This window comes from Nakamurella sp. PAMC28650 (assembly GCF_014303395.1).
GTDB lineage: Bacteria > Actinomycetota > Actinomycetes > Mycobacteriales > Nakamurellaceae > Nakamurella.
In genome coordinates this window covers 1,075,336-1,097,545 of the sequence record NZ_CP060298.1, presented here as the reverse complement: position 1 = coordinate 1,097,545, position 22,210 = coordinate 1,075,336, and the positions used below count along the sequence as shown (strand labels likewise).

Below are 22,210 nucleotides of genomic sequence, written 5' to 3'. Positions count from 1 at the left end.
GCGCTGGGCTGCCGGTGTTGTCGGGTCCGATCTGACGCCGGATACCGGGCACCCGAAATGGGCGCCCGGTATCCGAGTGCTCGGACTCAGGTCGCTGCTGCCGCCGCCGCGCCGACGGTCACCGTGGTCGTGGTGATGATGGTCGGGTTGTCGCCGGTGATCCCACCACCGGCAACGCTCGCCAGCTGCTCGTCGTCGATTTCCTCGACAGCCTGCGGAACCCACAGGCTGGCGCTGGCCAAGACGTCGGCCGGTGTGACGTCGGCGTAGCCGAGTTCGGTCAGAATCGCGAGTCGGTTCGACTCGGTGGCCGAGGTCAGACGCTCGCGGAGCGCTGGATCAGCGGCGAGCATTTTGACGAGCGCAATTGCGCGGTCTTTTTCCATGGGGCTTCCTTTCACTGCAGGATGACCTGACTACCCACTGAGGGCAATCAGGACGGACACGGAGGATCCCGATAAATCCACGCTAAGGCATTCGCTTTTCGGCGGCTATGGATCTAACACCCCATGAGCGGCTGCAGATCCCTGGCGCTCGAGCGGTTGGGATGCAAAGACTATTTGGGACAGAGTAAATTCGGGTCTCCTGACGGGTCGTTCCGGTTGGAACTGCTCCCAGCGAGGATGAAACAGCAGGCAAAGCCGGCCGCACACCGACCGGCATCGACTCCCATCGCATCGCGATCCGGGTCATCGAATACATGGTGGAAGGACGCGGACAGCCCCAGACGGTCCGGTTGATCACCACCCTGCTGGACCACCTGCAAGCCCAAGCCGAATCACTGGCCGCGCTATATCAGCAACGGTGGGAACAGGAACTGGTCTTCGACGAGATCAAAACCCACCAGATGAGCGCCACCCGACTCCTGCGCTCCCGCACCCCAGACCTGGTAAACCAAGAGGTAGCTATTTAGCTGGGCATGAGGGCTGGGGGTCGCCAGGGGCCGGTGGTGAACAGTTCGGTGAGCGCGTCGAGTTTGTTTTTGCCCCATTTGCCGGCGGTGGAGGGGTAGGAGTGGACGGTCGCGAAGTCGGTGAGGGCGGCCAGGGTGCGCCAGCATCCGCCGGAGGTGCGTTGCGCGATTTTCACTGGTCTGAGGTCGCGTTGGGCTTGGTTGTTCGTCCAGGGGATGGTCAGGTCTGTGGTGAATCGAAGGATCATGTCTTGGTAGCGGTGGAACCGGCGGATCAGGGTGCGCGCTGATCGGGGCGAGTTCGCTGTGGTCGCCGAGGTTGTCGGTGCTGCCTTTGGCCAGCGCGTCGAGGTGTGGTTGAGCAGCGTGGCCAGGGTGGTGGCATCCAGGCGGTCCTGGCCGGCGGTGCGGGCGGCGGTGGCGGCTCGGTGGGCGGCGGTGAGGGTGTCGGCCATGGCGGTGGCCCACAGTTGCCCTTCGGGTCGGCGTCGGAGACGGCTCGTGGGTCGCGGCGAGCAGGTGCGCTCCGCACCAGGCGTGCAGGGCGGGCAGGTGCTCGTAGCCGGCGTAGCCGTCGCGACCAGTACGCCGGTGAAGGTGGCCAGCACCCCGCCCTGGTCGATGTCGGCGCTGGACCGGCCTGCGACCGTGCATCAGGGTCAAATATTCGGTGCAGGCCACATGCACGTAGGCCAGCGCTTTGTCGGCTCGGCCGGTGGTCTCATCCGCGCGGGAGTACCGGCGCGGTCGTGAGCAGCTTTTGCAGGTGCGGCAGGAAGGTGCCGATCAGCTTGCGGGCGGCTCGCCTTCGGGCGCGGGCGGTGAATCCGGTGGCGCCAGGTGCAGCCCGTTCAACGTTTTGCATCAGGGTGTTGGCTCGGCCGATCGGCAGGTAGTGGGCGCAGGTCAGGTAGGCGCACATCGCTAGTGCTGCCGGTCCGATCCGCACCGGGGAACCCGGCGTGGAAAGGACGTCGGTACGGTGAACAGCGCTGCTCGTTTGACCGGGGAAACTGTATCTGAGACTGACATGTCAAACCTTTCGTTGGACCGGTGCCGCGAACCGCGAACATCGGAGGGAGCCAGCTGGGGGTAAATCGGTAAAAGGGAGAGATCAGGACATCGCGAAGGGGTGATTCAGAGCGACGGCGAGGGCGTTGAAGATACGGGTCGCCGGTGCCGAGCAGACGGCCTGACCAGGATCGTCGGTGAGGGTGGTGCCCTTCTCCGGGCAATTGCCCGACTGGATGTCGCTATTGGTCTGCACGACGACGGTGGTGTCAGTGGTGGTGTCGTAGTACAAGGCTGTGTTGTAGCCGGGGAGTTCGCCGGTGTGGCCTACCCATCCGCCGGCGCATCCCAAAGCCAGTCCGTAGCCGGCCGCGCCGGGAAAGGAGTTCAGGCGTTGCGCCTGCACGGCGGGATCGAGCAGACCCTGCCCGGTGCCCAGAGCGCGACCATAAGTCAACAGGTCACTTATGTTCGAGATCATCTGGCCTGCCGTCCATCCCCACGTGGAGCTCCAATTGGTCGCATCACTGGGCTTCGAGGGAGTCGCGGTGTCCCCCTGCAGCGTGAACCCACGTGCGAACGGCGCCGGAATCGCAGTGGAATCGCCCGGCCACGTGGTGTTCGTCAGCTTCAACGGGTCGAGCACCATCTGCTGGAGCACCTGCCCGAAGCTCTGCCCGGTAACCTTCTCGATCACCAGACCCAGCAGGATCGTGTTGGTGTTCGAGTAATTGAATTTCGCACCCGGCTCGAAGATCGGGGATCCGGCCACACCGATCTTCACCAGCTCCGCCGGGGTGAAGTTCGTCTGTGGTTTGGCGAAGAACGGATCGGTGAAGGCGGTGCTCTGGGTATAGCTGAAGATCCCGCTCGTCATATCGGCAAGCATCCGCAGTGTGATCCGGTCCCCATTGGGGATGCCTGGCTCATATTTGCTGATCGGATCGTCCAGGCTCAGCTTCCTGGCCTGCACCAGCTGCAGGAGCAGGGTGCCGGTGAATGTCTTGGTCACCGAACCGATGCGGGTGTGAATCCCCACCGTCATCGGAGCGTTGGCCGCCGGATCAGCCTCTCCGTAGACCTGGGTCCAGCTGCCGGCCGGGGTGCGCACGCCCACCACTGCGCCCGGTGCCGCCGCCAACTTGAACGACGCCGCAGCAGCCGTAGCGAGCTTGGTGACTTCCGCCGACGGGAGCGTTCCCGTCGTCGAGGTCTCCCCGGCCTTGCGCGAAATCACGCTGTTGACATCGGTGATGCAAGGCGCAGCTCCGGTACTCGAACTGGCCGGCGCCGAGGAGGCCGCCGAGCTGCTCGACGCCTTGCTCGACACGGCGGCATTCGAACTGCTGGAGGCTGTCACCGAACCCTTCGATGCGGCTGAATTCGACCCACAGGCCGCAGTTAACAGCAAGACCACCGTCAATACCGCAAGCCCTGATCGGGTGCGGCCCCGGTGTGTGTCAGACCTCTTCATGGTATCTCCCGAACGAATATGCGCACTCAGCGCGATGTATTTCTCGAATTGGTAGCCTGCTACCGTCGATCCGTCCACACTCTGGACGACCTCGCCTGGTCCCGCTGCGGCTCATTTGCTCGATCAGGCACCCGCTCTGGTGAAGTTTCCGACCTTGTCCTTGTCGAGCACCTCGATGAGGACGGAGGTGGCCGGCCCACTGGCGCCGAGCTTGAACGTCACTGCGGACACGCTGCCGATCCCGGTCGACTCGAAGTTGAAATGGACGATGAATTCGTCACCTGACCAATGCGTCATCGGATAGCTGACGGGTTGCGGACCGAGCAGGAGCGCGAGCGCTGCGCCGCTGGCAACCACTTCGACAGGGCCATAGCAGTCGTGGGTGTAACGACCGATATAGCGGGTAGATGCCTTCGCCGGCACCGGAGCAGCCGGCGGCACCTTTCCGACCAGCGCACCGACGGGCACCAGCAGGGCCGCCAGAAGGGCGTGATAACCCGCATACCAGTCGCGTTGCGAAGATCCGAACTGCACCAGATCCATGAACTCCGCGTTCAGCGATTCGGCCAGACCCATCGGTGCCGCATTGGTCAGCGTGACGATGGCGATGTCGGCCGAAGGCAGCAGCACCACATTTGTGCCGGCGCCGAGGATGAACGCCCCGGAATGGGAGAACTGGACGCGGCCGGAGGGCTGGACCCCGACGTTGAACCCGAAGCCGTAAAAGCCGGTGCGGGCATCCGGGGTGGCGGGCGGAGACGAGACGATCTGCGGGGTCAGCGCAGCACCAAGAGCCTGCGGGGTGATGAACTGGCCGTCGGCGTCGGTGCCGGCCGCGGGTGCCTTGCCGTCGGCGAGCAGCAGGGCCAGCCACTTGCCGAGATCGTCCACCGAGGAGCTGACGCCGCCCGCCGGAGCCTGCGTGTCAGGTTCACGCACGTACTTCGCCTGGAAACGGCCGTCCACGTACGCGTGGCCCACCGCGCGATTCTTCCGCGCCTTGTAGTCGGCGAACCGAGAACTGGTCGATGTCATCCCCAACGGCGCATACAGATCCCGCTCGGAAAGAGCCTCCCACTCGATACCGGATGCGACAGCGGCCGCTTCCGCACCGGCGGTGATACCCCAGTTGGTGTAGTTGTAGGTGATCCGAAACGGATCCAACGGCAGATACCGCAGACGCGTTAGGACCTGCTTGCGGTCGTAGCCGAGGTCTTCGATCAGATCACCGGACTGGCCCGAGAGTCCTGAGCGGTGTGCGTAGCAATCGCCGATGGTGAGATTGGCGGTGACGTACGGATCGGCCAGGGCGAACCAGGGCAGATGCTCGACCACTTTGGTCTCCCAGGTGATCCGCTTCTTGCTGACCTGACGGGCAACGACGGTCGCTCCGATAGGCTTCGACAAAGACGCAAGCTGAAAGACGGTATTCGCATCTACTTGTCCGGATTGCCCGATCTCTTTCACACCGAAGCCTTTTGCATACACCGTCTTACCGCCGTGTACGACGGCGACCGCCATCCCGGGAACACCCGACCGTGCCATCAACTTGGCGGCCAGCGCGTCGAGTTGCTTGATGGATGCATCGATGCGACCGGCCGGAATCGGTACCCCGGACACCTGACTCGGGCTCAGCATCGGCTGGGTCGGGACGACAGGCGCCAGTGCCGTGGAGAGCAAGGCATCTGATTTCGCAACAGGACTCGTCGCAGCCGCTGACACATCCGCCGGCGTCGACCCGGCGGCGCTGCTTCCCGTCGTGGCCTTCGAGGTGCAGGCCGCGAGCCCGATCAGGCTCGAGGCGGCCACTGCTCGCAGCCCGACCCTCCGGCTGAATACGGCTGATTCGTGGGGAAGTTTCACGATAAATCCTCTGCTGTCCGGGGCATTACCACACGAGCCATCCGGCCCGGCTTAGTGTCCCACCTTAATAAAATGGTATCTATCGTTCAATAACAATTGGGGTGCTGTCACCACCTCCGGGCCGGCTGTCCAGCCACACAGTGACGCGCACCACGGACCAGTGGACGTTATCGATTCAGATATTTGATGACGGCCAGGACCCGCCGGTGGTCATCGGCGGAGGGCGGAAGCCCGAGCGTCGAGAAGATCGAGGCGATGTTCCGGGCCACGGCCTTCTCGGTGACGAACAGCGCCTCGGCGATCCGGGAGTTGCTGTACCCCTCCGCCATCAGGGCGAGGGTTTCCCGGCGGCGAGGACTCAGACCGTCGACCGGATTGTCGTTTCGGCGCCGACTGATCATGCTCGCCACGACTTCCGGATCGATCACGGACCCGCCGGCCAGCACCTGCTCGATGGCGAGCAGAAATGGATCGATGTCCATGATCCGGTGCTTGAGCAGGTATCCGATACGGCCCTCGCCGCTGGACAGGAGGTCGGTCGCGCCCGCACTGTCCACGTGCTGTGACAGTACGAGCACGGCAGTTCCCGGGCGTAGTGCCCGAATTCGGAGGGCCGCGTCGATACCGTCCCGCGTGTGATTCGGCGGCATCCGGATATCGGTGATCACGAGGTCGGGCCGGAGTTGCAGGGTCGTGGAGACCAGGTCGACGGCGTTGCTGGTCGCCGCGACGACCTCGTGGCCCTCGTCGGTCAGAAGACTGGACAGCCCCATCCTCAGCAATGCCTCGTCCTCGCCGATGATTAGACGCATCGGATTCCCCCGTCCGTTGCGCTGACCGTCCCTACCCCCGACGGGTCCGGGTCGACACCCATGTCAGAACCATCCGTCCTACTACTCATCCGCGAAAGCCGTCCAGGACCCTTGCGCTCTGGCGGGTCTCCTTACTGTGGCTCGTGACATGCCCCGGTCGCAATGGTGCCAGGACCACACCGACCGCGGCATGAGCCCAGTTAATGGACAGAACGACGCCGACGACAATATCGTTGGCGAATGATCCTCCGATGAAGGCCCCGCCGTCCGACCATGTTAGTCTTGCGGACACCGGCTTGGACCCCGACATCCCGGGCGTCGCAGTAGCGGACCCCGCTCCCGGCGCGGAACAACACTCCGGTTGGGCAGCAGCATGTGTCGCACTCCAGCTGGACGCCGATGTTCGCGGACGCAGCCAGTGGTCCGCCCCCGCGATGTCCAGAGCCGTCATGGTCCTGTTCTCCTTCGGGCTCGCCATGGTCGGTATCACCCTGGCCCTCGCGACCCCGTCGATCGCAGGGGTCAACGTCGTCGTGAGCGCGCTGTCCTACCTGCTCTATCTCACCAGCGGGCTCGTCGCACTCTGGCTGCGCCCCAACAACCGGCTGGGTCTGCTACTGCTCCTCGACGGCTTTTCCCTGTGGCTCTCGGACCTCAGCCGTCTCCATCAGCCGTTCCTGCAGCTGATCGGTTCCATCACCCACAGCCTTCCCCTGGCGTTGACGGTCCACCTCCTGCTGGCCTTCCCCACCGGTGTGGTGCCCGGCCGCGTCGCGCGGTGGGTGGTCGGAGTCGGCTACTTCGTCTCCACCGTGTTGGAGGTCCCCAAATATCTGATCGGTGCCGGGCGATTCTCGATCTTCCCCAGGGTCCCCCATTTCGTCGTCGGTCTCACCAGTTGGATCCAATCGGCGATCGGCGTCAGCTCGGTTGTGGCCACCGCGGTCATCGTCGTCATTGCCTCCGCCCACGCGGGCAGCGAACAGCGAAGTGTGCTCGGGCCCCTGCGCTGGTACCGGATCGTCTGTCCCCTGTTGATCGGTGTCACCGCAATCGGCCTGACCGCCGCGCGTGGCACGACGCTCGCGGCCTGGCTCTCGACCGGCCAGGCCACCATTCTACTGCTGCTGCCGGTGGTTTTCCTGTTCGGACTGCTCCGTGGTTCGTTCGGGCGGGCCACGGACGTCCGTGACATGGTGGTCCGGATCGGGCAGGCCACGCCGACCTCCGGAGACCTGACGGCCTCCGTGGCGTCCGCCCTCGGTGATCCCCATGCGATCGTGCTCTACCGACGAGGGGCTGCCTACATCGACGAATGGGGCGCCATCCTCGCCGAGCCCCGGCCGGCCGCCGACCGACGACTGCTGCATCCGGTCCGGTACGACGGCGTCCTGGTCGGTGCGATCGTCTACGACGGCACGATGCTCGCCAGGAACGCCGGCGTGGACGTGATCGGCAGCCTGGTGGCGATGTCCATCGAGAAGCAACGTATCGCCGACGAGCAGCAGCTCACCCTGGCGCACCTCCGCGTGCGGGAAGAAGCATTACGCAATTCCCGACTTCGACTGGTGCAGGCCGCCGACACCGAGCGGCGGCGCATCGCCCGGGACCTGCACGACGGCGCTCAGCAACATCTGGTGGTGCTGGGGATGACCGCCCGCAAACTAAGTCGACGGATTCCGGACCAGGAAATCGCCAGGTGCATCAATTCCCTGGCCGACGGCCTGACGGATCTGAACGCCGAGTTCCGGCGGATGGTCGCCGGCATCATGCCGGAGTCCCTGATGCAGGGCGGCCTGGCCGCTGCCATCGACGGACTTGCCGAACGAATGCCTGTCCCCACTCGCGTCCAGATCAGCGGTATCCCGGACGGGCTGCCGGCCGAGAGCGAATCGACCGTGTACTTCACCGTCGCCGAGGCGCTGGCCAATGCCGTCAAACACGCCCAGGCCCAATCCATCGAGGTGACGGTGGAACATGTGAGCGGCAACCTGATCACCACGATCACCGACGACGGGATCGGATTCGCCGACCCGTCCCGCGGAACCGGGCTCACCGGCCTGGCCGACCGGATCGGTGCGCTGGGGGGCACCATCAGCATTCGGTCGGACGCCGGCCAGGGCACCCGACTCCGGGCCGAAGTGCCCTGTGGGAGAGCAGAACTCACCAGCTTCTGAGTCGGCCTGCGACCCGAACGGGTCCGTGACCCCGGGGCGGCGGGCGATCCGATGACGATGACTCAGCCGTCGTGCGTCAGCGTCACTGTCTGCACGGGGGACATCCCGACCTCACGACCGATGGTCCGCCGCCGGGAGGAAGCAGGCAAACTGTCAGCCATGGGGGAATCAGAGCAGAGCCGGCGGCGGACCACGACCGCGCTCGTCGGGCTGGTCGTGGTCGCCCTCCCGATCCTTGCCCCGCAAGGCGCAGCGGCGGCCAGGTACCGATTCCCTCGTCCGCTCCGGTCGCACCGCCGACCTCCGCTCCGGTCGCAACGCCCGCGTCCTTCGACGGTGCGGCTGCGGTCGCCCAACTCGAAAGCTCGACCATCGTGCGCCTTGCCGGCTCCCTCGCCGTCCTCGACGAGACCAGGATCGGCGCCCTACTGGCCGGCACGCCGATCAAGATCCTGCTGACCCCTTTCTAAGCCCGGATGCGCCGTCGTGCCGTGTAGTTGATCTTGCTGGCCGGTAGTTGATCTTGTCGGTGGGTTTCCCCTGTTGGTGGCATGGCTGACTGACCGGCTGGTCCGGTTTCTCCGGTAGTTCTTCAGGCCTGATGGGGCGACGGTCGGTTGGTCAGCTAGGGCGTGTCTCCCAAAAGTTGGGTAGGTGTGGCGGGATGCTCACTGAATGAGTTCTCCTTCGTCGCGGTACCGCGTCTTCAGTGACGAGCAGTGGCAACGGATCGAGCGGTTGTTGCCGACAAATGTTGGCCGGCGGGGTCATCCGTTCGGTGAGCACCGGCGGGTGGTGGAAGGCATCGCCTACCGGTACCGGGCCGGGATCCCCTGGCGGGACTTGCCTCGGGACGTGTTCGGACCGTGGCAGACCGTGTGGAAGCGGCACCGCCGGTACGCCGGAGACGGCACCTGGGACCGGGTGCTCGCGGCGTTGTTGACCGACGCTGACGCTGCCGGTCAGATCGACTGGACCGTGTCGGTGGATGCCACCATCAACCGCGCCCACCAGCACGCGACAAACACGACACGGCCCGAGCAGGACACAGGGGGCAGTATCGAACTACAAGAATCTGCCACTGGTCGATGCTGAACCTGCAGGTCACGGCATTGGCAGGTCCCGGGACGGGTTGACCACGAAGATCCACCACGCGGTCGATGGCAAGGGCCGGCCACTGGCGATCGTCATCACCGGTGGGCAACGCAACGACGGTGCCGTCCTGGAACAGGTACTGGCCGACATCCGGGTTCCGCGCCGAGGTCGGGGGCGACCACGGACCCGACCCGATGCCGTCCTGGCGGACAAGGCCTACGCCGCCGGGATCACCCGCAGGATGCTGCAGCGCCGCGGGATCAAGGTGGTCATTCCGCTCAAGAGCGACCAGATCGCCGCCCGCAAACGTAAGGGCAGCAAGGGTGGCCGTCCACCTGCGCTGGACCGCCAGATGTACCGGGAACGCAACGTTGTCGAGCGTTCCTTCGCTCTGATCAAGCAATGGCGGGGGCTGGCCACCCGCTACGACAAGCTCGCCATCACCTACCGCGCGGCAGTGGTGCTTTCGGCGTGCATCGTCTGGAACCGACTATTGGAAGACACGCCCTAGCTCGGGAAACCGAGAAAATCCGCGATCAGGGCCGCAAGTACCGCGGGGGCTTCCAGCATGCTCATGTGTCCGGCATCGATCTCGGCATACCTGGCGCCCGGGATGAGGTCTGCCAGCTCCTGCTGCAGTGCAGGTGTCGAGACCTCGTCGGTGATGCCGCCGATCACCATGGTGGGCACTGCGATACTCCTAAGCCACGCGCGGTGATCCTGGCGCCCGGACTGGGCCGCCAGCTGGCGCAGAAAACCGTCCCGGCCGACTTGGAGGGCCACCTGCTGCCACGCTGCGACGTGCGTCCGGTCGGCCGCAGCCGACCCGAGATTCGTCACGGCCTGCTCGGCCACGATGACGGCGAAGCCCCCGTCCCCAGCCCGTACCGCGAGTTCTGCCCAGACGGCCTGCTGCTGCTCGGTCGGTCCACGTCCGCTGCAGTGCAGCAGGACGAGGGCACTGACCCGCTCGGGAGCCTGCCGGACGACCTCCTGCGCGACTACACCGCCGAGAGAATGCCCGATCAGAACGAACCGGGAGGGTGCATCGGCCAGGACCGACGCGGCCATGCCCGCAATGCTGTCGTCCAGATCGATGCGACCGGGCCGCAGCGACAGAGTCGGAGACAACGCCGCCGCCATCGAGTCCCAGGTGGCGGCGCCCCCCAGCATCCCGGCCAGCAGAACGACAGGATCTGCGATCTTTCTGATGTCACGGGCGGAGCCGGGGGCCGGCTCCGCCCGGCCTGCGGCCAACGAGGTGAACAGCCTACCGAGCGCCGACCACACGTTGTAGATCACCATCTGGCTACCGGCTGCGAAGTGCTCCCGCGCCACGGCCGGATCGCCGGTGATGGTGACCACCGCGGCGCCAGCGCGTCGGGCACCCGCGTGCACCTGGTCGATGGCCGTCTTGACCTGGGGAACGCTCTGCTGCCCCGAGAAGCCGAGCGCAACTGCCAGGTCGGCCGGACCCACGAACAGGCCATCAACCCCGTCGACCGCGGCAATGTCCTGCGCCGCAATCACTCCAGCGCTGTCTTCGATCATCACAATGATCGTGGTGCCGGACGCGGCCCGGCGCAGATGCTCGTCCGTACCGATCAGGCCGTGGCCGCCGCTGCGGGTGTAGGTGGCAAACCCCCGCTGCCCTCGCGGCGGATAGTGGGCGGCCTGGGCGCTGCAGCATCTTCCGGGTGATCCCGGCCCTACCTGTCAGGCTCAACTGAGACATCCGCAAGGCCCGGGTGCAACGCTGTAGGGCCTGACAGGAGATAAGCCAGTGACCAGCAGCATCCAGCAGGAGACCGACACGGCCGGCGGCGCGGAGCCGGTGAATCCGGCACCGAACCCGACCCGGCGGTCGTTCGCCGCCGAGTACCGAGCGCGGGTGGTCGCCGAGTACGAGGCGGCCCCGCACGGTGAGAAGGCCGCCGTCCTGCGCCGGGAAGGGCTCTACCAATCGCAGGTGCGGGATTGGCGAGCCGAACGGGATGCCCGGGCTGCCGGGCTGGTCCCCAAACGCAATTCCCACCGGACGTCAAAAACGTCAGGTTCGGAGACTGACCTGCTCCGCACCGAAAATACGCGATTGGCGAAAGAATTGGCGAAGTCGCAGGCGGTGGTGGAAATAATGAGAAAACTACAAGGGCTCTTGGAATCTATCTCCGAGAGCATGGACACCTCGCCGCAGCCACCGCCGACGGGGCGTTGACGGTAGCGTTCGCGCAGCTGTGGGATGGGCAGGTCACCACGAAGGCGGCGTGCGCGTTGATCGGCCGGCCCCGGGCCAGTCACTACCGCCGGCACCTACTCGGGCCGGTGCACGGACCCAGGGAGGCCCGCCGGGTCCCGGACAACGGGCAGGCACTGACCACGACCGAGCCGCTGTCTGTCAAGTCAAGCGAGACACGGGTGTTGAGTTTATTCGGGTAGGGCTGGTTCCGGCTTGTTAATCCAGGCCGTCTCGGGTCGGGTCGGTGGGTGGGGTCGTCGGCCGAACCGCGCTGGGTTGGCATGGAACGCCGCGGTCAGGGTCGTGCGGCGGGCGTCGTCGATGGCGTCGGCGGTGCCGAAGTGGACGGACGCGGGCGTGTGCCAGCCGATGCCCGAATGCCGGTGGATGTAGTTGTATTGGTAGAAAAATTCGGTGCAGAATTGTTTGGCGTGCTCCAGCGAGTTGAAGTGTTCAGGGAAATCAGGCAGATATTTCAGGGTCCGGTACTGCGCCTCGGAAAAGGGGTTGTCATTGGACACGTGCGGTCGGGAATGGGATCGGGCGACGCCCAGGTCGGTGAGCAGCATCGACACCGGTTTGGAGGTCATGGAGGTGCCGCGGTCGGCGTGGACGCTGTGCGGGGCGGTGCCGTTGCGGCCGATCGCCCCGGCGATGAAGTCGGCGGCCAGATTGGACTCCTCGCAGGTGGAGACCAGCCAGCCGGGGTTGAAGCGGGAGAAGATGTCGATGAGCACGTACAGGTGGTAGAAGATTCCTTTGCTGGGGCCGCGGAGTTTGGTGATGTCCCACGACCAGATCTGCGACGGTGCGTCGGCCATCAGCTCAGGCTTGATCTTCGCTGGATGTGTTGCTTGCATCCGTCTTTCGCGGGTCTGACCGGCGGCCCGGGCGATCCGGTACATGCTGGACATCGAGCACAGGTACCGCCCTTCGTCCAGTTCACGGGTCCAGATCTGCCCGATCGCCAGGTCGCCGTAGCCTTTCGAGTTGATCAACGTCAGCACCGCCGCCTGCTCCGCCGCGGTCAACGCCTGCCCGTTGTCCGGGACCCGGCGGGCCTCCTTCGGTCCGTGCACCGGCCCAAGTAGGTGCCGGCGGTAGTGACTGGCCCGGGGCCGGCCGATCAACGCGCACGCCGCGTTCGTCGTGACCTGCCCATCCCACAGCTGCGCGAACGCAACGCTCAACGCGTCGTCGGTGGCGGCGGCGTGTCCGTGCTCTCGGAGATGGATTCCAAGAGCCCTTGTAGTTTTCCCATTATCTCCACCACCGCCTGCGACTTCGCCAATTCCTTCGCCAACCGCGCATTTTCCGCGCGTAGCCGGTCAGTCTCCGAACCTGACGTTTTCGACGTCCGGTGCGAATAGCGTTTCGGGACCAAGCCGGCGGCCTTCGTGTCCCGTTCGGCTCGCCACTCCCGGACCTGGGATTGATACAGCCCTTCCCTGCGCAGGACGGCGGCCTTCTCACCGTGCGGGGCCACCTCGTACTCGGCGACCACCCGCGCTCGGTACTCCGCGGTGAACGACCGCCGGATCGGGTTCGGTGCCGGATTCACCGGCTCCGCGCCGCCGGCCGTGTCGGTCTCCTGCTGGATGTTGCTGGTCACTGGCTTATCTCCTGTCACGCCCTACAGCGTTGCACCCGGGCCTTGCGGATGTCTCAGTTGAGCCTGACAGGTAGGGAGCAGGCGGCGGTGCTGGAGTTGATCAACACCAAGCAGTACTCCGATCTGGCGATCGGGCAGATCTGGACCCGTGAACTGGACGAAGGGCGGTACCTGTGCTCGATGTCCAGCATGTACCGGATCGCCCGGGCCGCCGGTCAGACCCGCGAAAGACGGATGCAAGCAACACATCCAGCGAAGATCAAGCCTGAGCTGATGGCCGACGCACCGTCGCAGATCTGGTCGTGGGACATCACCAAACTCCGCGGCCCCAGCAAAGGAATCTTCTACCACCTGTACGTGCTCATCGACATCTTCTCCCGCTTCAACCCCGGCTGGCTGGTCTCCACCTGCGAGGAGTCCAATCTGGCCGCCGACTTCATCGCCGGGGCGATCGGCCGCAACGGCACCGCCCCGCACAGCGTCCACGCCGACCGCGGCACCTCCATGACCTCCAAACCGGTGTCGATGCTGCTCACCGACCTGGGCGTCGCCCGATCCCATTCCCGACCGCACGTGTCCAATGACAACCCCTTTTCCGAGGCGCAGTACCGGACCCTGAAATATCTGCCTGATTTCCCTGAACACTTCAACTCGCTGGAGCACGCCAAACAATTCTGCACCGAATTTTTCTACCAATACAACTACATCCACCGGCATTCGGGCATCGGCTGGCACACGCCCGCGTCCGTCCACTTCGGCACCGCCGACGCCATCGACGACGCCCGCCGCACGACCCTGACCGCGGCGTTCCATGCCAACCCAGCGCGGTTCGGCCGACGACCCCACCCACCGACCCGACCCGAGACGGCCTGGATTAACAAGCCGGAACCAGCCCTACCCGAATAAACTCAACACCCGTGTCTCGCTTGACTTGACAGACAGCGGGCACCCGCCGCAGAGCCGTCCTGTCCGACTGGCGCAACGCCGTCTCCTGGGTCCAAAAAGCGAAGGCAAACAACACCGGTGTGAGACATGTCCCATATCCCCCACAAGCGAGCCCGCTACACACCGCCGGCCTGGGACGACAGTTCAAAGTCAACAGAAACGATCAACCGCCGTGGAATATCAGTTCATCCGTGAATGGCGGACGGCGCTGGAGCTGACGGAACGAGGTCGCTACCGCGGTCGTACCGGCCCGGCGGTGCGGATGGTGCTACGGGCTTTGGGTGAGGCGGCGATGAAATCCGGTAGCCGGTACATCGCGTTCGGGACCCGGTCGTTGGATGTGGCCAGCGGGATGGACCACACGACGGTCGCAGCGCACCTGCGGATGTTGCGGGATGAGCCGGAGCCGCTGGTGTACCTGATCGAGAACGACCGGGGACTACTCGGTGACCTCTACGAGCTGCGGATCTCTGACTCTGTCGCTGCCCGCGCCAGTCGGTTGGACTGGCGGGCCGGGAAGATCCATGCGTTGCGCCCGGTGTTCCGGGACCTCGGTCTGCCGGCCGCGTTCGTCTACGAGGCGTTGGAGCGCGCCAAGAGCAGGCCGTCCAGCTTCGAACTGTCCACCGAAACCGGGATGGTGTCCGTGGCCATGAGAAAGTCCCCGGTGGTGGCCAGGTGAGGTCCCCGGTTTTGGCCAGTTGAAAGTCCCCACCCCTTGCTCGTCGTGTCGTGTCGAGCCGTGAGGCCCTGGGCGGTGACGGTGGCGGTGCCAACCAGTCACCGCACCGCCCAGGGAGCTCCATGTTGTCAGCGAGGGAACGAATGGACATCATTTCCGCCTACCGCGAGGTCGGCACCTACCGGGGCGCAGCGCAGATCTGCGCCACCGCCCACAAGACTGTGCGGCGGGTCGTGGAACGCGCCGAGGCCGGCCAGGACCGGCCGGTGCCGGCGCCGCGGGCCCGGAACTTCGAGGCGGTGACCGAGCTGGTCGCCAAACGAATCGAAACGTCGAAGGGCCGGATCTCGGCGAAGCGGCTGCTGCCGGTGGCTCAGGCCGCCGGCTATCAGGGGTCGGCCCGGAACTTCCGGCGTCTGGTCGCAGACCAGAAAGCGTTGTGGCGCCGCAGTAATCACCGTGGTCGCCGCCCGGCGGTGTGGGAACCGGGCGCGTTCATGGTGTTCGACTGGGCTGATGTCGGCGCCGGGTTGCACCTGTTCTGCGCGGTGCTGGCCTGGTCGAGGTGGCGGTTCGTCGCCTTCGCCACCAACGAGAGGTCCTCCACCACTTTGGGTTTCCTGGCCGAAGCGCTGCAGGCCGCCGGTGGTGTCCCGGGCAAGTTGCTGACCGACCGGATGGCGTGCCTCAAAGGCGGTGTCGTGGCCAACGTCGTCATCCCCACACCGGATTTCATCCGGTTGGCCGGACACTACCCGTTGACTGAACTACTTGGTGTGTAACTGCAGCTCAAAGGCGGCGTGTCGTCGGCGAGAGGATCACCTGATGATGCTAGAAATCGTGGATGGAAATCGTGGGAGAGGGGCTGGCGGATCGGGCTCGGCTGGTAGTTCCGTTGGTCGGTCGGCTGTTCGGGACCGGCGAGGTGTCGGAGCCGTATCGGCTGCTGGATGTGGCCGGGGACCCGGTGGAGTCGGTGTCGGAGTTCTTCCGGGAGTTGCAGGCCGCTGGTCGGTCGGCGTCGACGGCCCGGTCCTACGGGATGGATCTGCTGCGGTGGTTCCGGTTTTTGTGGGCGGTCGGGGTGCGGTGGGATCGGGCGACGAGGGTCGAGGCCCGGGACTTCTCCCGCTGGCTCCAGGTCACCGGCCGGTCTCCGCGGCCGCATTGGCGGCGGCCGGCGGACGAACCGGCGGTCGGGTCGGTGGCGGCCGCTCCGGGTGGCATGGCCTATGCGGTGTCGGTACGCGCCCACAGCGAGTCGGTGTTGCGGGGCTTCTATGACTTCCACCGCGATTGCGGCACTGGCCCGATCCTGAACCCGTTTCCGTTGGATCGTTCTCGTCGCGGTGGCCGGGCACACGCTCATCACAATCCGATGGAGCCGTATCGCAATGAACGGGCCGGCCTTTATCGGCCCGTCGTCCCGAGCCGGATCCCGCGCAGCATTCCGGATGCAGAGTTCAACGACATCTTCGCGCGACTACCCTCGCATCGAGATCGGGCACTGGTGGCCTTCTATGTCTCGACGGGGGCGCGCGCTTCGGAACTGTTGTCCGTCACCTCGGGCGGTGCCGATCCTGGTCGTCAGCTGATCACCGTGGTCCGCAAGGGTTCTGGTGCTGCGCAGCAACTTCCGGCGTCGACCGATGCGTTCGTCTGGTTGCGGCTCTACCAGTTGGAAATGGATGGGGTCATCCCGCCGGGGCGTGGCCAGCCGTTGTGGTGGACCTTGCGACGCCCGCCGCGCCCGTTGACCTATCACGCGGTGCACCGCATGTTCGAGCGGGTGAACGAGCGGGCGGGCACCGCGGCGACGTTGCACGCGTTGCGGCATACCGCGGCCTACCGGATGGCTGAGGATCCGGCGCTCCCGTTGACCGACGTGCAGTTGGTGTTGGGTCATGCCCAGCTCAGCACCACACAGATCTACCTGACACCTCGCAAGGAGGACGTGATCCGAAGGCTGCTCACTCACCACGCCGAGCAGTCCCAACGCGCGGCCGCCCGGGCGGTTCCGCCGCTCGCACCGGGATATCGACCCGAGACGATGGAAGTGCTTTTCGGCAAGAACATCTCGCGGTGAACGCGACGGCGATCGGCTCGGTAGTTGCCTCGCCGGCGACACCGCCAGCGCAACCCGCGCCGCGGGCCGCAGGCCAGTCATGGCCGGCGACCTGGTGGTCTGCGGAGTTGGCGCGCGAACATCTCGCCTCGATGCCGCCCGTCCGGTCGGCGACCGGTGAACACAGCAAACGGCTGTGTGGGATCGGTTTGCTCCTTCACTGGCTCAGCGCTATGCCTGGCGCGACGTGGCAGGACCGGTGGTTGGTGAGCGGCGCTGATACTGCCGGCGCGGATTGGCGGCAGGTTCCTAACGAGTGGCTCGGTGTTCGCGGCCACCGGCGTTGGCATCAGGAAGCGTTGGTGGAGGCGCTGCCGTTGGCGATCAGCGCCGACCTGTTCCGACCCACACTGGCCTGGCTGGTCGGCGGCGGTGGCGGTCGGGGTGGCCTGCTGGTGCGGAACCTGGCCGCTTCCCGGGATCAGTCGGGTTTCGCGCGGCTCCGAGAACTCTGCGCCGATGACGGTGGCGTGTCCAAACCCACTGCCACCCAGTGCGTTTACCGTTGCGCGCTGATCTTGGCAGCCAAGGGCGGCACCATCGCACAGATCACCATCGGCGATGTGGTGGAGTTATTCGCCGCGGAAGACCGGTCACGCCCGGACGCATCAAGTGGTCGCACCACCTTCTACCGGGTCCTGCGCGACCTCGGAGTGTTCAGCGACGACGCACCGGCGATGCTCCGCGGGCTGCGCACCCGCGGGCAGCAGACACCGGAGCAACTGATCGACCGCTACCAGCTGGTCAATCCCGCCGTCCGGGACCTGTTCGTGGACTACCTGCGGGAACGTCAACCGGCGCTGGACTACACCAGCTTGGACTCGTTGTCCTACTACCTGGGCAAACGGTTCTGGGCCGACATTGAGGCCCACCACCCAGGCATCGACACCCTGCATCTGTCTGCTCAGGTCGCCGACGACTGGAAACGTCGGCTTCGCACTTTCACCAAGACGAGAACTCTGCCTGCCGGTGAACGGACGGCCGTGACCGTTGAACGCATCAACTACCGGGAATGTCTGACACCGGTCAGGGCCTTCTATCTTGATCTGGCGCACTGGGCGGTCGAGGACCCTGCACGCTGGGGCCGGTGGGTGGTGCCCTGCCCGGTCGGAGAGGAAGAGATCGACCGACGCAAAGCGAAACGGCGCCTCAAAGCACGCATGGATGCACGGACCCGCCGGCTGCTGCCCGCCCTGCCGGCCCTGGTCCGGGCGGTCGATCAGCACCGCACCACCGCCAGATCATTGCTCGACGCGGCGACCCAAGCAGAACCAGGACAGCCGTTCACGGCCGCCGGTGCCACCCTGATCAGAGCTGTCGTCGCACGCGGAGCCCGCGAGACCATCTGGGCGGATGACCCGATCACCGGGAAGCGGCGCAACCTCACCCGTGAGGAGGACCACGCGTTCTGGAGTTGGGCGATCGTGGAGGTCCTACGCACCACCGGCGTCAGGGCCGAGGAACTCCTCGAGCTCAACCATCACAGCCTGGTGCAGTATCGGCTGCCCACCACCGGACAGATCGTCCCGCTGCTGCAGATCCTGCCGTCCAAGACCGACACCGAACGGCTGCTCGTGGTCAGCCCGGAACTGGCAGAAGTGCTCAGCACCATCATCTCTCGCATTCGTCTGCGCTCCGGGGCTGTCCCGCTGGTCTCGGCTTATGACACACGCGAGCGACTCTGGGCAGCGCCGGCGCCGGTGCTGTTCCAACGAAGGATCGGCACGGAGAGCCGGGCAATCTCCACCACCAGCGTCGGCAAGTTCCTCTCCGAAGCTCTCACCAAAGCCGGTTTGAACAATCCCGGCGAGGACGAACCGCTGCACTACACCCCACACGACTTCCGCAGGATGTTCATCACCGGCGCAATCCTCGGCGGCCTCCCACCGCACATCGCCCAGATCATCGCCGGGCATCGCGACATCAACGTGACCCTCGGCTACAAAGCGATCTATCCGGAAGAAACCATCCACGCCCACCTGGCGTTCCTCGCCCGCCGACGCTCGTTGCGGCCCACCGAGGAATACCGCGTCCCCACCGACGACGAATGGCAGGAATTTCTCGGCCACTTCGAGCGAAGGAAAGTCTCGATCGGCACCTGCGCCCGCGCGTTCGGAAGCCCCTGCATCCACGAACACGCCTGCGTCCGCTGCTCCATGCTCTGGCCCGACCCCGACCAGCGGCCCCGCCTCGTCGACATCCGCGACAACCTGCAGGCGCGGATCACCGAAGCCCAGAACGAGGGTTGGCTCGGTGAAATCGAAGGACTGGAAGTAAGTCTCGCTGGAGCAACCGAAAAGATCAGCCAGATCGACAACCGGCGCACCTCCGGCCGAAACAACACCGTCAACCTCGGTGACCCTACCGCCAGAAGGCAGCCAGAGGGCATCACAGGCAAGCGCTGACAACGATCAGCTCGGCGTCAGGCCACCGCATTCAGTGAAAAAAGTTCAGAGAATACGGGTTCACCCCGGACTTCTGCCACGCCCAGGACCCGGAGTCCAAAGGAATCGTGGAGAACCTGGTCGGCTACGCGCAGCGGGATCTGGTGGTGCCGCTGCTCACCGAAGCACAGTTGGCAGGCCGACCGGTCGGGGTCGATGCGGCGAACGCTGCGGCGAAGATCTGGTGCGCGGAGGTCAACGCCCGGGTGCATTCGGAGATCGCCGCCATCCCCGACGAAAGACTGGTGGTGGAGCGGGAAGTGTTGCGACCGTTGCCCTCTCTGCGGTTGGACTTCGGACCGGCGCCGGTGATCCGCAAGGTCGACCGGCTCTCCTGCGTCCGGTTCGCCTCGGCCCGCTACTCCGTGCCGACCACCATGATCGGCCGGCAGGTCCGCCTCGTCCAGGCCGCCGGCCACCTGGTGATCGGCGACCCCAGCACCGGTGAAGTCCTGGCCGAACACCTGTTGGTCGCCCCCGGCGAGGTGTCCGTCCAGGACGTCCACTACGGCGGGCCGCGGCCCGCGCCCTCACGGGCACCGCGACCCCGCACCGCCTCCGAGCGGCAGTTCTGCGCTTTGGGCGAGGCCGCGGAGGCGTTCCTGGTCGGCGCCGCCGCCATCGGCAACACCCGCCTGAGCTCCGAACTGGACGTGCTGCTGGCCCTGGGCGCCGCCCACGGCCACGACCAACTCATTGCGGCGTTGGGCCGGGCGGTGGCGTTCAAACGGTTCCGCGCCGCCGACGTCCGCTCCATCCTGGCCGCCGGCACCGCCACACCCACCCAGGTCCCACCCGGCGGAGCCCTGATCGTCGCCCTCCCCGCCGCCGGCACCCGCTCATTGGCCGACTACAACCTCGCCGCGGTCACCGGCCACAACCCCACCACCGCAACAGGAGTCACCCCATGACCACCACCACCTCAACCAGGTCTACGCCGCCGGCAACACCGGTCGTCCCCGAACTGCCCGCCGACCTGACCGCCGGACTGCGCCGGCTGAAGCTGTCCACCATCCGCGGCATCGCCGCCGCGGTGATGCTCACCGCCAAAACGCAACGCTGGACCCCGGAGGAGTTGCTGCGCACCCTGATCGAAGCTGAGCTGGCCGCCCGCGATGCCTCCAACACCGCCAACCGGCTCAAAGCCGCCGCGTTCCCCGTCACCAAAATCCTGGACACCTTCGACGTCGAAGGCTCCTCGATCCCGGCCAAGACGTTCAGCTACCTCGCCGACCTCCAGTGGATCACCGACAAGTCGAATCTGGCCTGGTCGGACCGCCCGGCACCGGCAAATCGCACACCCTCATCGCACTGGGCCAGGCCGCCGTCACCGCCGGAATGAAAGTAAAGTACTGCACCGCAGCAGATCTCATCGAACAGCTCTACCGCGGCCTGGCCGACAACTCCGTCGGCCGCATCATCGACACCCTCATCCGCAACGACCTGATCATCATCGACGAAGTCGGCTTCGCACCGCTGGATGACACCGGCACCCAACTGCTGTTCCGCCTGGTCGCCGCCGCCTACGAACGCCGCTCCCTGGCGATCGCCTCCCACTGGCCCTTCGACCAATGGGGCCACTTCCTGCCCGAACACACCACCGCAGTCAGCATCCTGGACCGGCTCCTGCACCACGCCACCATCGTGGTCACCCACGGCGAATCCCGCCGCATGAAAGACGCACGCAACCACCGGGAGGCCACCACGAACACCTGAAAACCTCAGCAACGGGTGGGGACAATCAACTGGCCACCAGCGGGGACCTCAAGATGGCCGTTGACAGATGGCCCGCTCCACCGTCTACGAAGCGTTGGAAACGTTGGCTGCGTTCAACCTGGTGGGGCAGCGCGGCGGAAGATGGTCCATCGTGGCTGCGACGCCCGTCGCGCAGATATCTCTCGTTTGTTGAGCGAGAGGACATCGCTCTGCTGACAGCGCAGGGCAACGGAGTGCGTGAGGTCGCCCGCCGAACCAACGCGTCCCGACGGGCCCCGACACGCCGCACGCCGTCGCGGCGTCTTCGCTGGTCATCCCTTTCGCGATGTTGCGCCAAAATACCCGTTCGACATCCCGGCGGGCCGGCGGCCGCCCGGGCGACCGCATCGCCGGCCGCCCGGTCATCGACATCATCCGATCCGAAGCTGGACCCATTGCAAGACCTCCACTCTCGGGAGTGTTGCGACGACCAGTTGAATCCGCCCTGCGACCCGGCGTCACTGTGGTGCACGGTACCTTTGGTGCTGTGACCTGCACGTTCCCGGTTCCAGATGGCCATCTCCAACGCATCCAACGGTAGGTCGGTGCGCATCCTGGTCGATGCCCGCCATCCGACGATCATGCGGGAGAACACGTCGATCGCGAACGCGACGTACACCCAGCCGGCCAAAGTCTGAACGTAGGTGAAATCCAGCACCCACAGCTGATTCGGCCGGTCGGCCGTGAAGTTCCGTTTGACCAGGTCAGCAGGCCTGTGAGCAGTCCTGTCGGCGATGGTGGTGCGGACCTTGCGGTCCCGGCGGACACCGACCAGGCCGTGCTTTGTCATCAACCGTTCCACGGTGCACCGGGCGACGCCGGAGCCGTCGACCTGGACACTTTCCCGGTGGAGCTGGTGATAGACCTTCCTGGCGCCGTACAGGCCGCCTCGCGACGCCTGGTGGACGCGGCGGATCTCCTGCAATGCATTGACATCACGCAGGTCTCGCGCCGACGGGCCACGCTTGATGGCGGAGTAGTACGTTTGCGGGGCGATCTTGCACCCGTGCTCGGTGAGCACCCGGCAGATCGGCACGACCGGCGAAACGCGCCTTGTTCTGGTTGA

General features: G+C 65.7%; 18 protein-coding genes and 6 pseudogenes. 13 read left to right on the top strand and 11 right to left on the bottom strand.

Features of this window, described 5'->3' with window-relative positions; genetic code table 11:
* Positions 1 to 86: 86 nt before the first annotated feature.
* Positions 87 to 386, bottom strand: a complete 300-nt coding sequence (locus H7F38_RS05015; protein WP_187093113.1) for a Nif11-like leader peptide family natural product precursor — start codon at positions 384 to 386, stop codon at positions 87 to 89.
* A 314-nt stretch (positions 387 to 700) separates the two neighbouring features.
* Here H7F38_RS05015 and H7F38_RS05010 point away from each other — a divergent pair, with 314 nt between their 5' ends.
* Positions 701 to 913 (top strand): transposase, encoded by a 213-nt coding sequence (locus tag H7F38_RS05010; RefSeq protein WP_187093112.1) that lies wholly within the window; start codon positions 701 to 703, stop codon positions 911 to 913.
* Here H7F38_RS05010 and H7F38_RS05005 read toward each other — a convergent pair.
* The 3 genes from H7F38_RS05005 to H7F38_RS04990 form a co-directional block, all read right to left on the bottom strand.
* A complete protein-coding gene (locus tag H7F38_RS05005) occupies positions 910 to 1,368 on the bottom strand; it encodes a transposase (protein ID WP_187093111.1) in 459 nt (152 codons plus the stop codon). The two genes, H7F38_RS05010 and H7F38_RS05005, sit on opposite strands and share 4 nt — an antisense overlap.
* 266 nt (positions 1,369 to 1,634) lie before the next feature.
* Positions 1,635 to 1,835 (bottom strand): hypothetical protein, encoded by a 201-nt coding sequence (locus H7F38_RS04995; RefSeq protein WP_187093110.1) that lies wholly within the window; start codon positions 1,833 to 1,835, stop codon positions 1,635 to 1,637.
* 192 nt (positions 1,836 to 2,027) lie between these two features.
* Entirely contained in the window at positions 2,028 to 3,161 is a 1,134-nt protein-coding gene (locus H7F38_RS04990; RefSeq protein ID WP_222618460.1) for a serine hydrolase, read from the bottom strand.
* Between H7F38_RS04990 and H7F38_RS25480 the strand changes: the two genes are divergently transcribed.
* Entirely contained in the window at positions 3,148 to 3,453 is a 306-nt protein-coding gene (locus H7F38_RS25480; RefSeq protein ID WP_222618459.1) for a hypothetical protein, read from the top strand. The two genes, H7F38_RS04990 and H7F38_RS25480, sit on opposite strands and share 14 nt — an antisense overlap.
* Positions 3,454 to 3,521: 68 nt before the next feature.
* On the opposite strand, the gene H7F38_RS04985 is transcribed toward H7F38_RS25480, so the two are convergent.
* Both H7F38_RS04985 and H7F38_RS04980 read right to left on the bottom strand, forming a co-directional pair.
* Positions 3,522 to 5,261 (bottom strand): serine hydrolase, encoded by a 1,740-nt coding sequence (locus tag H7F38_RS04985; RefSeq protein WP_255498246.1) that lies wholly within the window; start codon positions 5,259 to 5,261, stop codon positions 3,522 to 3,524.
* A gap of 167 nt (positions 5,262 to 5,428) precedes the next feature.
* Positions 5,429 to 6,073 (bottom strand): response regulator transcription factor, encoded by a 645-nt coding sequence (locus tag H7F38_RS04980; protein ID WP_187093109.1) that lies wholly within the window; start codon positions 6,071 to 6,073, stop codon positions 5,429 to 5,431.
* 434 nt (positions 6,074 to 6,507) lie between these two features.
* Here H7F38_RS04980 and H7F38_RS04975 point away from each other — a divergent pair, with 434 nt between their 5' ends.
* Positions 6,508 to 8,250 carry a sensor histidine kinase gene (locus H7F38_RS04975; protein ID WP_187093108.1) on the top strand — a complete coding sequence of 581 codons (1,743 nt, stop codon included), beginning with the start codon at positions 6,508 to 6,510 and terminating at the stop codon, positions 8,248 to 8,250.
* A 675-nt stretch (positions 8,251 to 8,925) separates the two neighbouring features.
* Positions 8,926 to 9,856, top strand: a protein-coding gene (locus H7F38_RS04970; RefSeq protein WP_187092685.1) for an IS5 family transposase whose coding sequence is annotated in 2 segments (ribosomal slippage) — positions 8,926 to 9,300 and positions 9,302 to 9,856 — 930 coding nt in all. Because the reading frame shifts where the segments join, the coding sequence is not laid out codon by codon here.
* Here the strand turns inward: H7F38_RS04970 and H7F38_RS26505 are convergent.
* A complete protein-coding gene (locus H7F38_RS26505; RefSeq protein WP_370531330.1) occupies positions 9,853 to 10,953 on the bottom strand; it encodes an aldolase/citrate lyase family protein in 1,101 nt (366 codons plus the stop codon). The genes H7F38_RS04970 and H7F38_RS26505 overlap by 4 nt on opposite strands.
* A gap of 175 nt (positions 10,954 to 11,128) precedes the next feature.
* On the opposite strand from H7F38_RS26505, the gene H7F38_RS04960 reads away from it, so the two are divergent.
* Entirely contained in the window at positions 11,129 to 11,560 is a 432-nt protein-coding gene (locus H7F38_RS04960) for a hypothetical protein (protein WP_187093106.1), read from the top strand.
* A gap of 209 nt (positions 11,561 to 11,769) precedes the next feature.
* On the opposite strand, the gene H7F38_RS04955 is transcribed toward H7F38_RS04960, so the two are convergent.
* Together H7F38_RS04955 and H7F38_RS04950 are read right to left on the bottom strand one after the other, a co-directional pair.
* On the bottom strand, positions 11,770 to 12,771 hold the full coding sequence (locus H7F38_RS04955) for a DDE-type integrase/transposase/recombinase (protein ID WP_187093105.1): 1,002 nt from the start codon (positions 12,769 to 12,771) through the stop codon (positions 11,770 to 11,772).
* Positions 12,768 to 13,193: a transposase gene (locus H7F38_RS04950; RefSeq protein ID WP_187093104.1), complete on the bottom strand. Its 426-nt coding sequence runs from the start codon at positions 13,191 to 13,193 to the stop codon at positions 12,768 to 12,770. Before H7F38_RS04950 ends, H7F38_RS04955 begins: the two co-directional genes overlap by 4 nt.
* 57 nt (positions 13,194 to 13,250) lie before the next feature.
* Here H7F38_RS04950 and H7F38_RS04945 point away from each other — a divergent pair, with 57 nt between their 5' ends.
* From H7F38_RS04945 to H7F38_RS26500, 8 genes and pseudogenes are all read left to right on the top strand, one after another.
* Entirely contained in the window at positions 13,251 to 14,099 is an 849-nt protein-coding gene (locus H7F38_RS04945) for a DDE-type integrase/transposase/recombinase (RefSeq protein WP_187093103.1), read from the top strand.
* 211 nt (positions 14,100 to 14,310) lie between these two features.
* Positions 14,311 to 14,820, top strand: a complete 510-nt coding sequence (locus H7F38_RS04940) for a hypothetical protein (protein WP_187093102.1) — start codon at positions 14,311 to 14,313, stop codon at positions 14,818 to 14,820.
* 122 nt (positions 14,821 to 14,942) lie between these two features.
* Positions 14,943 to 15,575, top strand: a pseudogene (locus tag H7F38_RS04935) (IS21 family transposase); the annotation flags it as partial.
* An 89-nt stretch (positions 15,576 to 15,664) separates the two neighbouring features.
* Positions 15,665 to 16,906 (top strand): site-specific integrase, encoded by a 1,242-nt coding sequence (locus tag H7F38_RS04930; protein WP_187092107.1) that lies wholly within the window; start codon positions 15,665 to 15,667, stop codon positions 16,904 to 16,906.
* 245 nt (positions 16,907 to 17,151) lie between these two features.
* Positions 17,152 to 19,350: a site-specific integrase gene (locus H7F38_RS04925; RefSeq protein WP_222618297.1), complete on the top strand. Its 2,199-nt coding sequence runs from the start codon at positions 17,152 to 17,154 to the stop codon at positions 19,348 to 19,350.
* 53 nt (positions 19,351 to 19,403) lie between these two features.
* Positions 19,404 to 20,300 (top strand): annotated as a pseudogene (locus H7F38_RS04920) (IS21 family transposase); the annotation flags it as partial.
* Positions 20,297 to 21,105, top strand: a pseudogene (gene istB / locus H7F38_RS04915) (IS21-like element helper ATPase IstB). The pseudogenes H7F38_RS04920 and istB, both read left to right, overlap by 4 nt.
* A 53-nt stretch (positions 21,106 to 21,158) precedes the next feature.
* Positions 21,159 to 21,326 (top strand): annotated as a pseudogene (locus H7F38_RS26500) (hypothetical protein); the annotation flags it as partial.
* A gap of 19 nt (positions 21,327 to 21,345) precedes the next feature.
* Here the strand turns inward: H7F38_RS26500 and H7F38_RS25880 are convergent.
* Both H7F38_RS25880 and H7F38_RS26495 read right to left on the bottom strand, forming a co-directional pair.
* A pseudogene (locus H7F38_RS25880) lies at positions 21,346 to 21,519 on the bottom strand (IS30 family transposase); the annotation flags it as partial.
* A gap of 130 nt (positions 21,520 to 21,649) precedes the next feature.
* Positions 21,650 to 22,165: pseudogene (locus H7F38_RS26495) on the bottom strand (IS3 family transposase); the annotation flags it as partial.
* Positions 22,166 to 22,210 lie beyond the last annotated feature (45 nt).

Coding starts and splice junctions, on each gene's coding strand:
- H7F38_RS05010 (WP_187093112.1), top strand. CDS start 701: ATGGTGGAAGGACGCGGACAGCCCCAGACGGTCCGGTTGATCACCACC.
- H7F38_RS04995 (WP_187093110.1), bottom strand. CDS start 1,835: ATGTGCGCCTACCTGACCTGCGCCCACTACCTGCCGATCGGCCGAGCC.
- H7F38_RS04975 (WP_187093108.1), top strand. CDS start 6,508: ATGTCCAGAGCCGTCATGGTCCTGTTCTCCTTCGGGCTCGCCATGGTC.
- H7F38_RS05005 (WP_187093111.1), bottom strand. CDS start 1,368: ATGGCCGACACCCTCACCGCCGCCCACCGAGCCGCCACCGCCGCCCGC.
- H7F38_RS05015 (WP_187093113.1), bottom strand. CDS start 386: ATGGAAAAAGACCGCGCAATTGCGCTCGTCAAAATGCTCGCCGCTGAT.
- H7F38_RS04980 (WP_187093109.1), bottom strand. CDS start 6,073: ATGCGTCTAATCATCGGCGAGGACGAGGCATTGCTGAGGATGGGGCTG.
- H7F38_RS04930 (WP_187092107.1), top strand. CDS start 15,665: ATGGAAATCGTGGGAGAGGGGCTGGCGGATCGGGCTCGGCTGGTAGTT.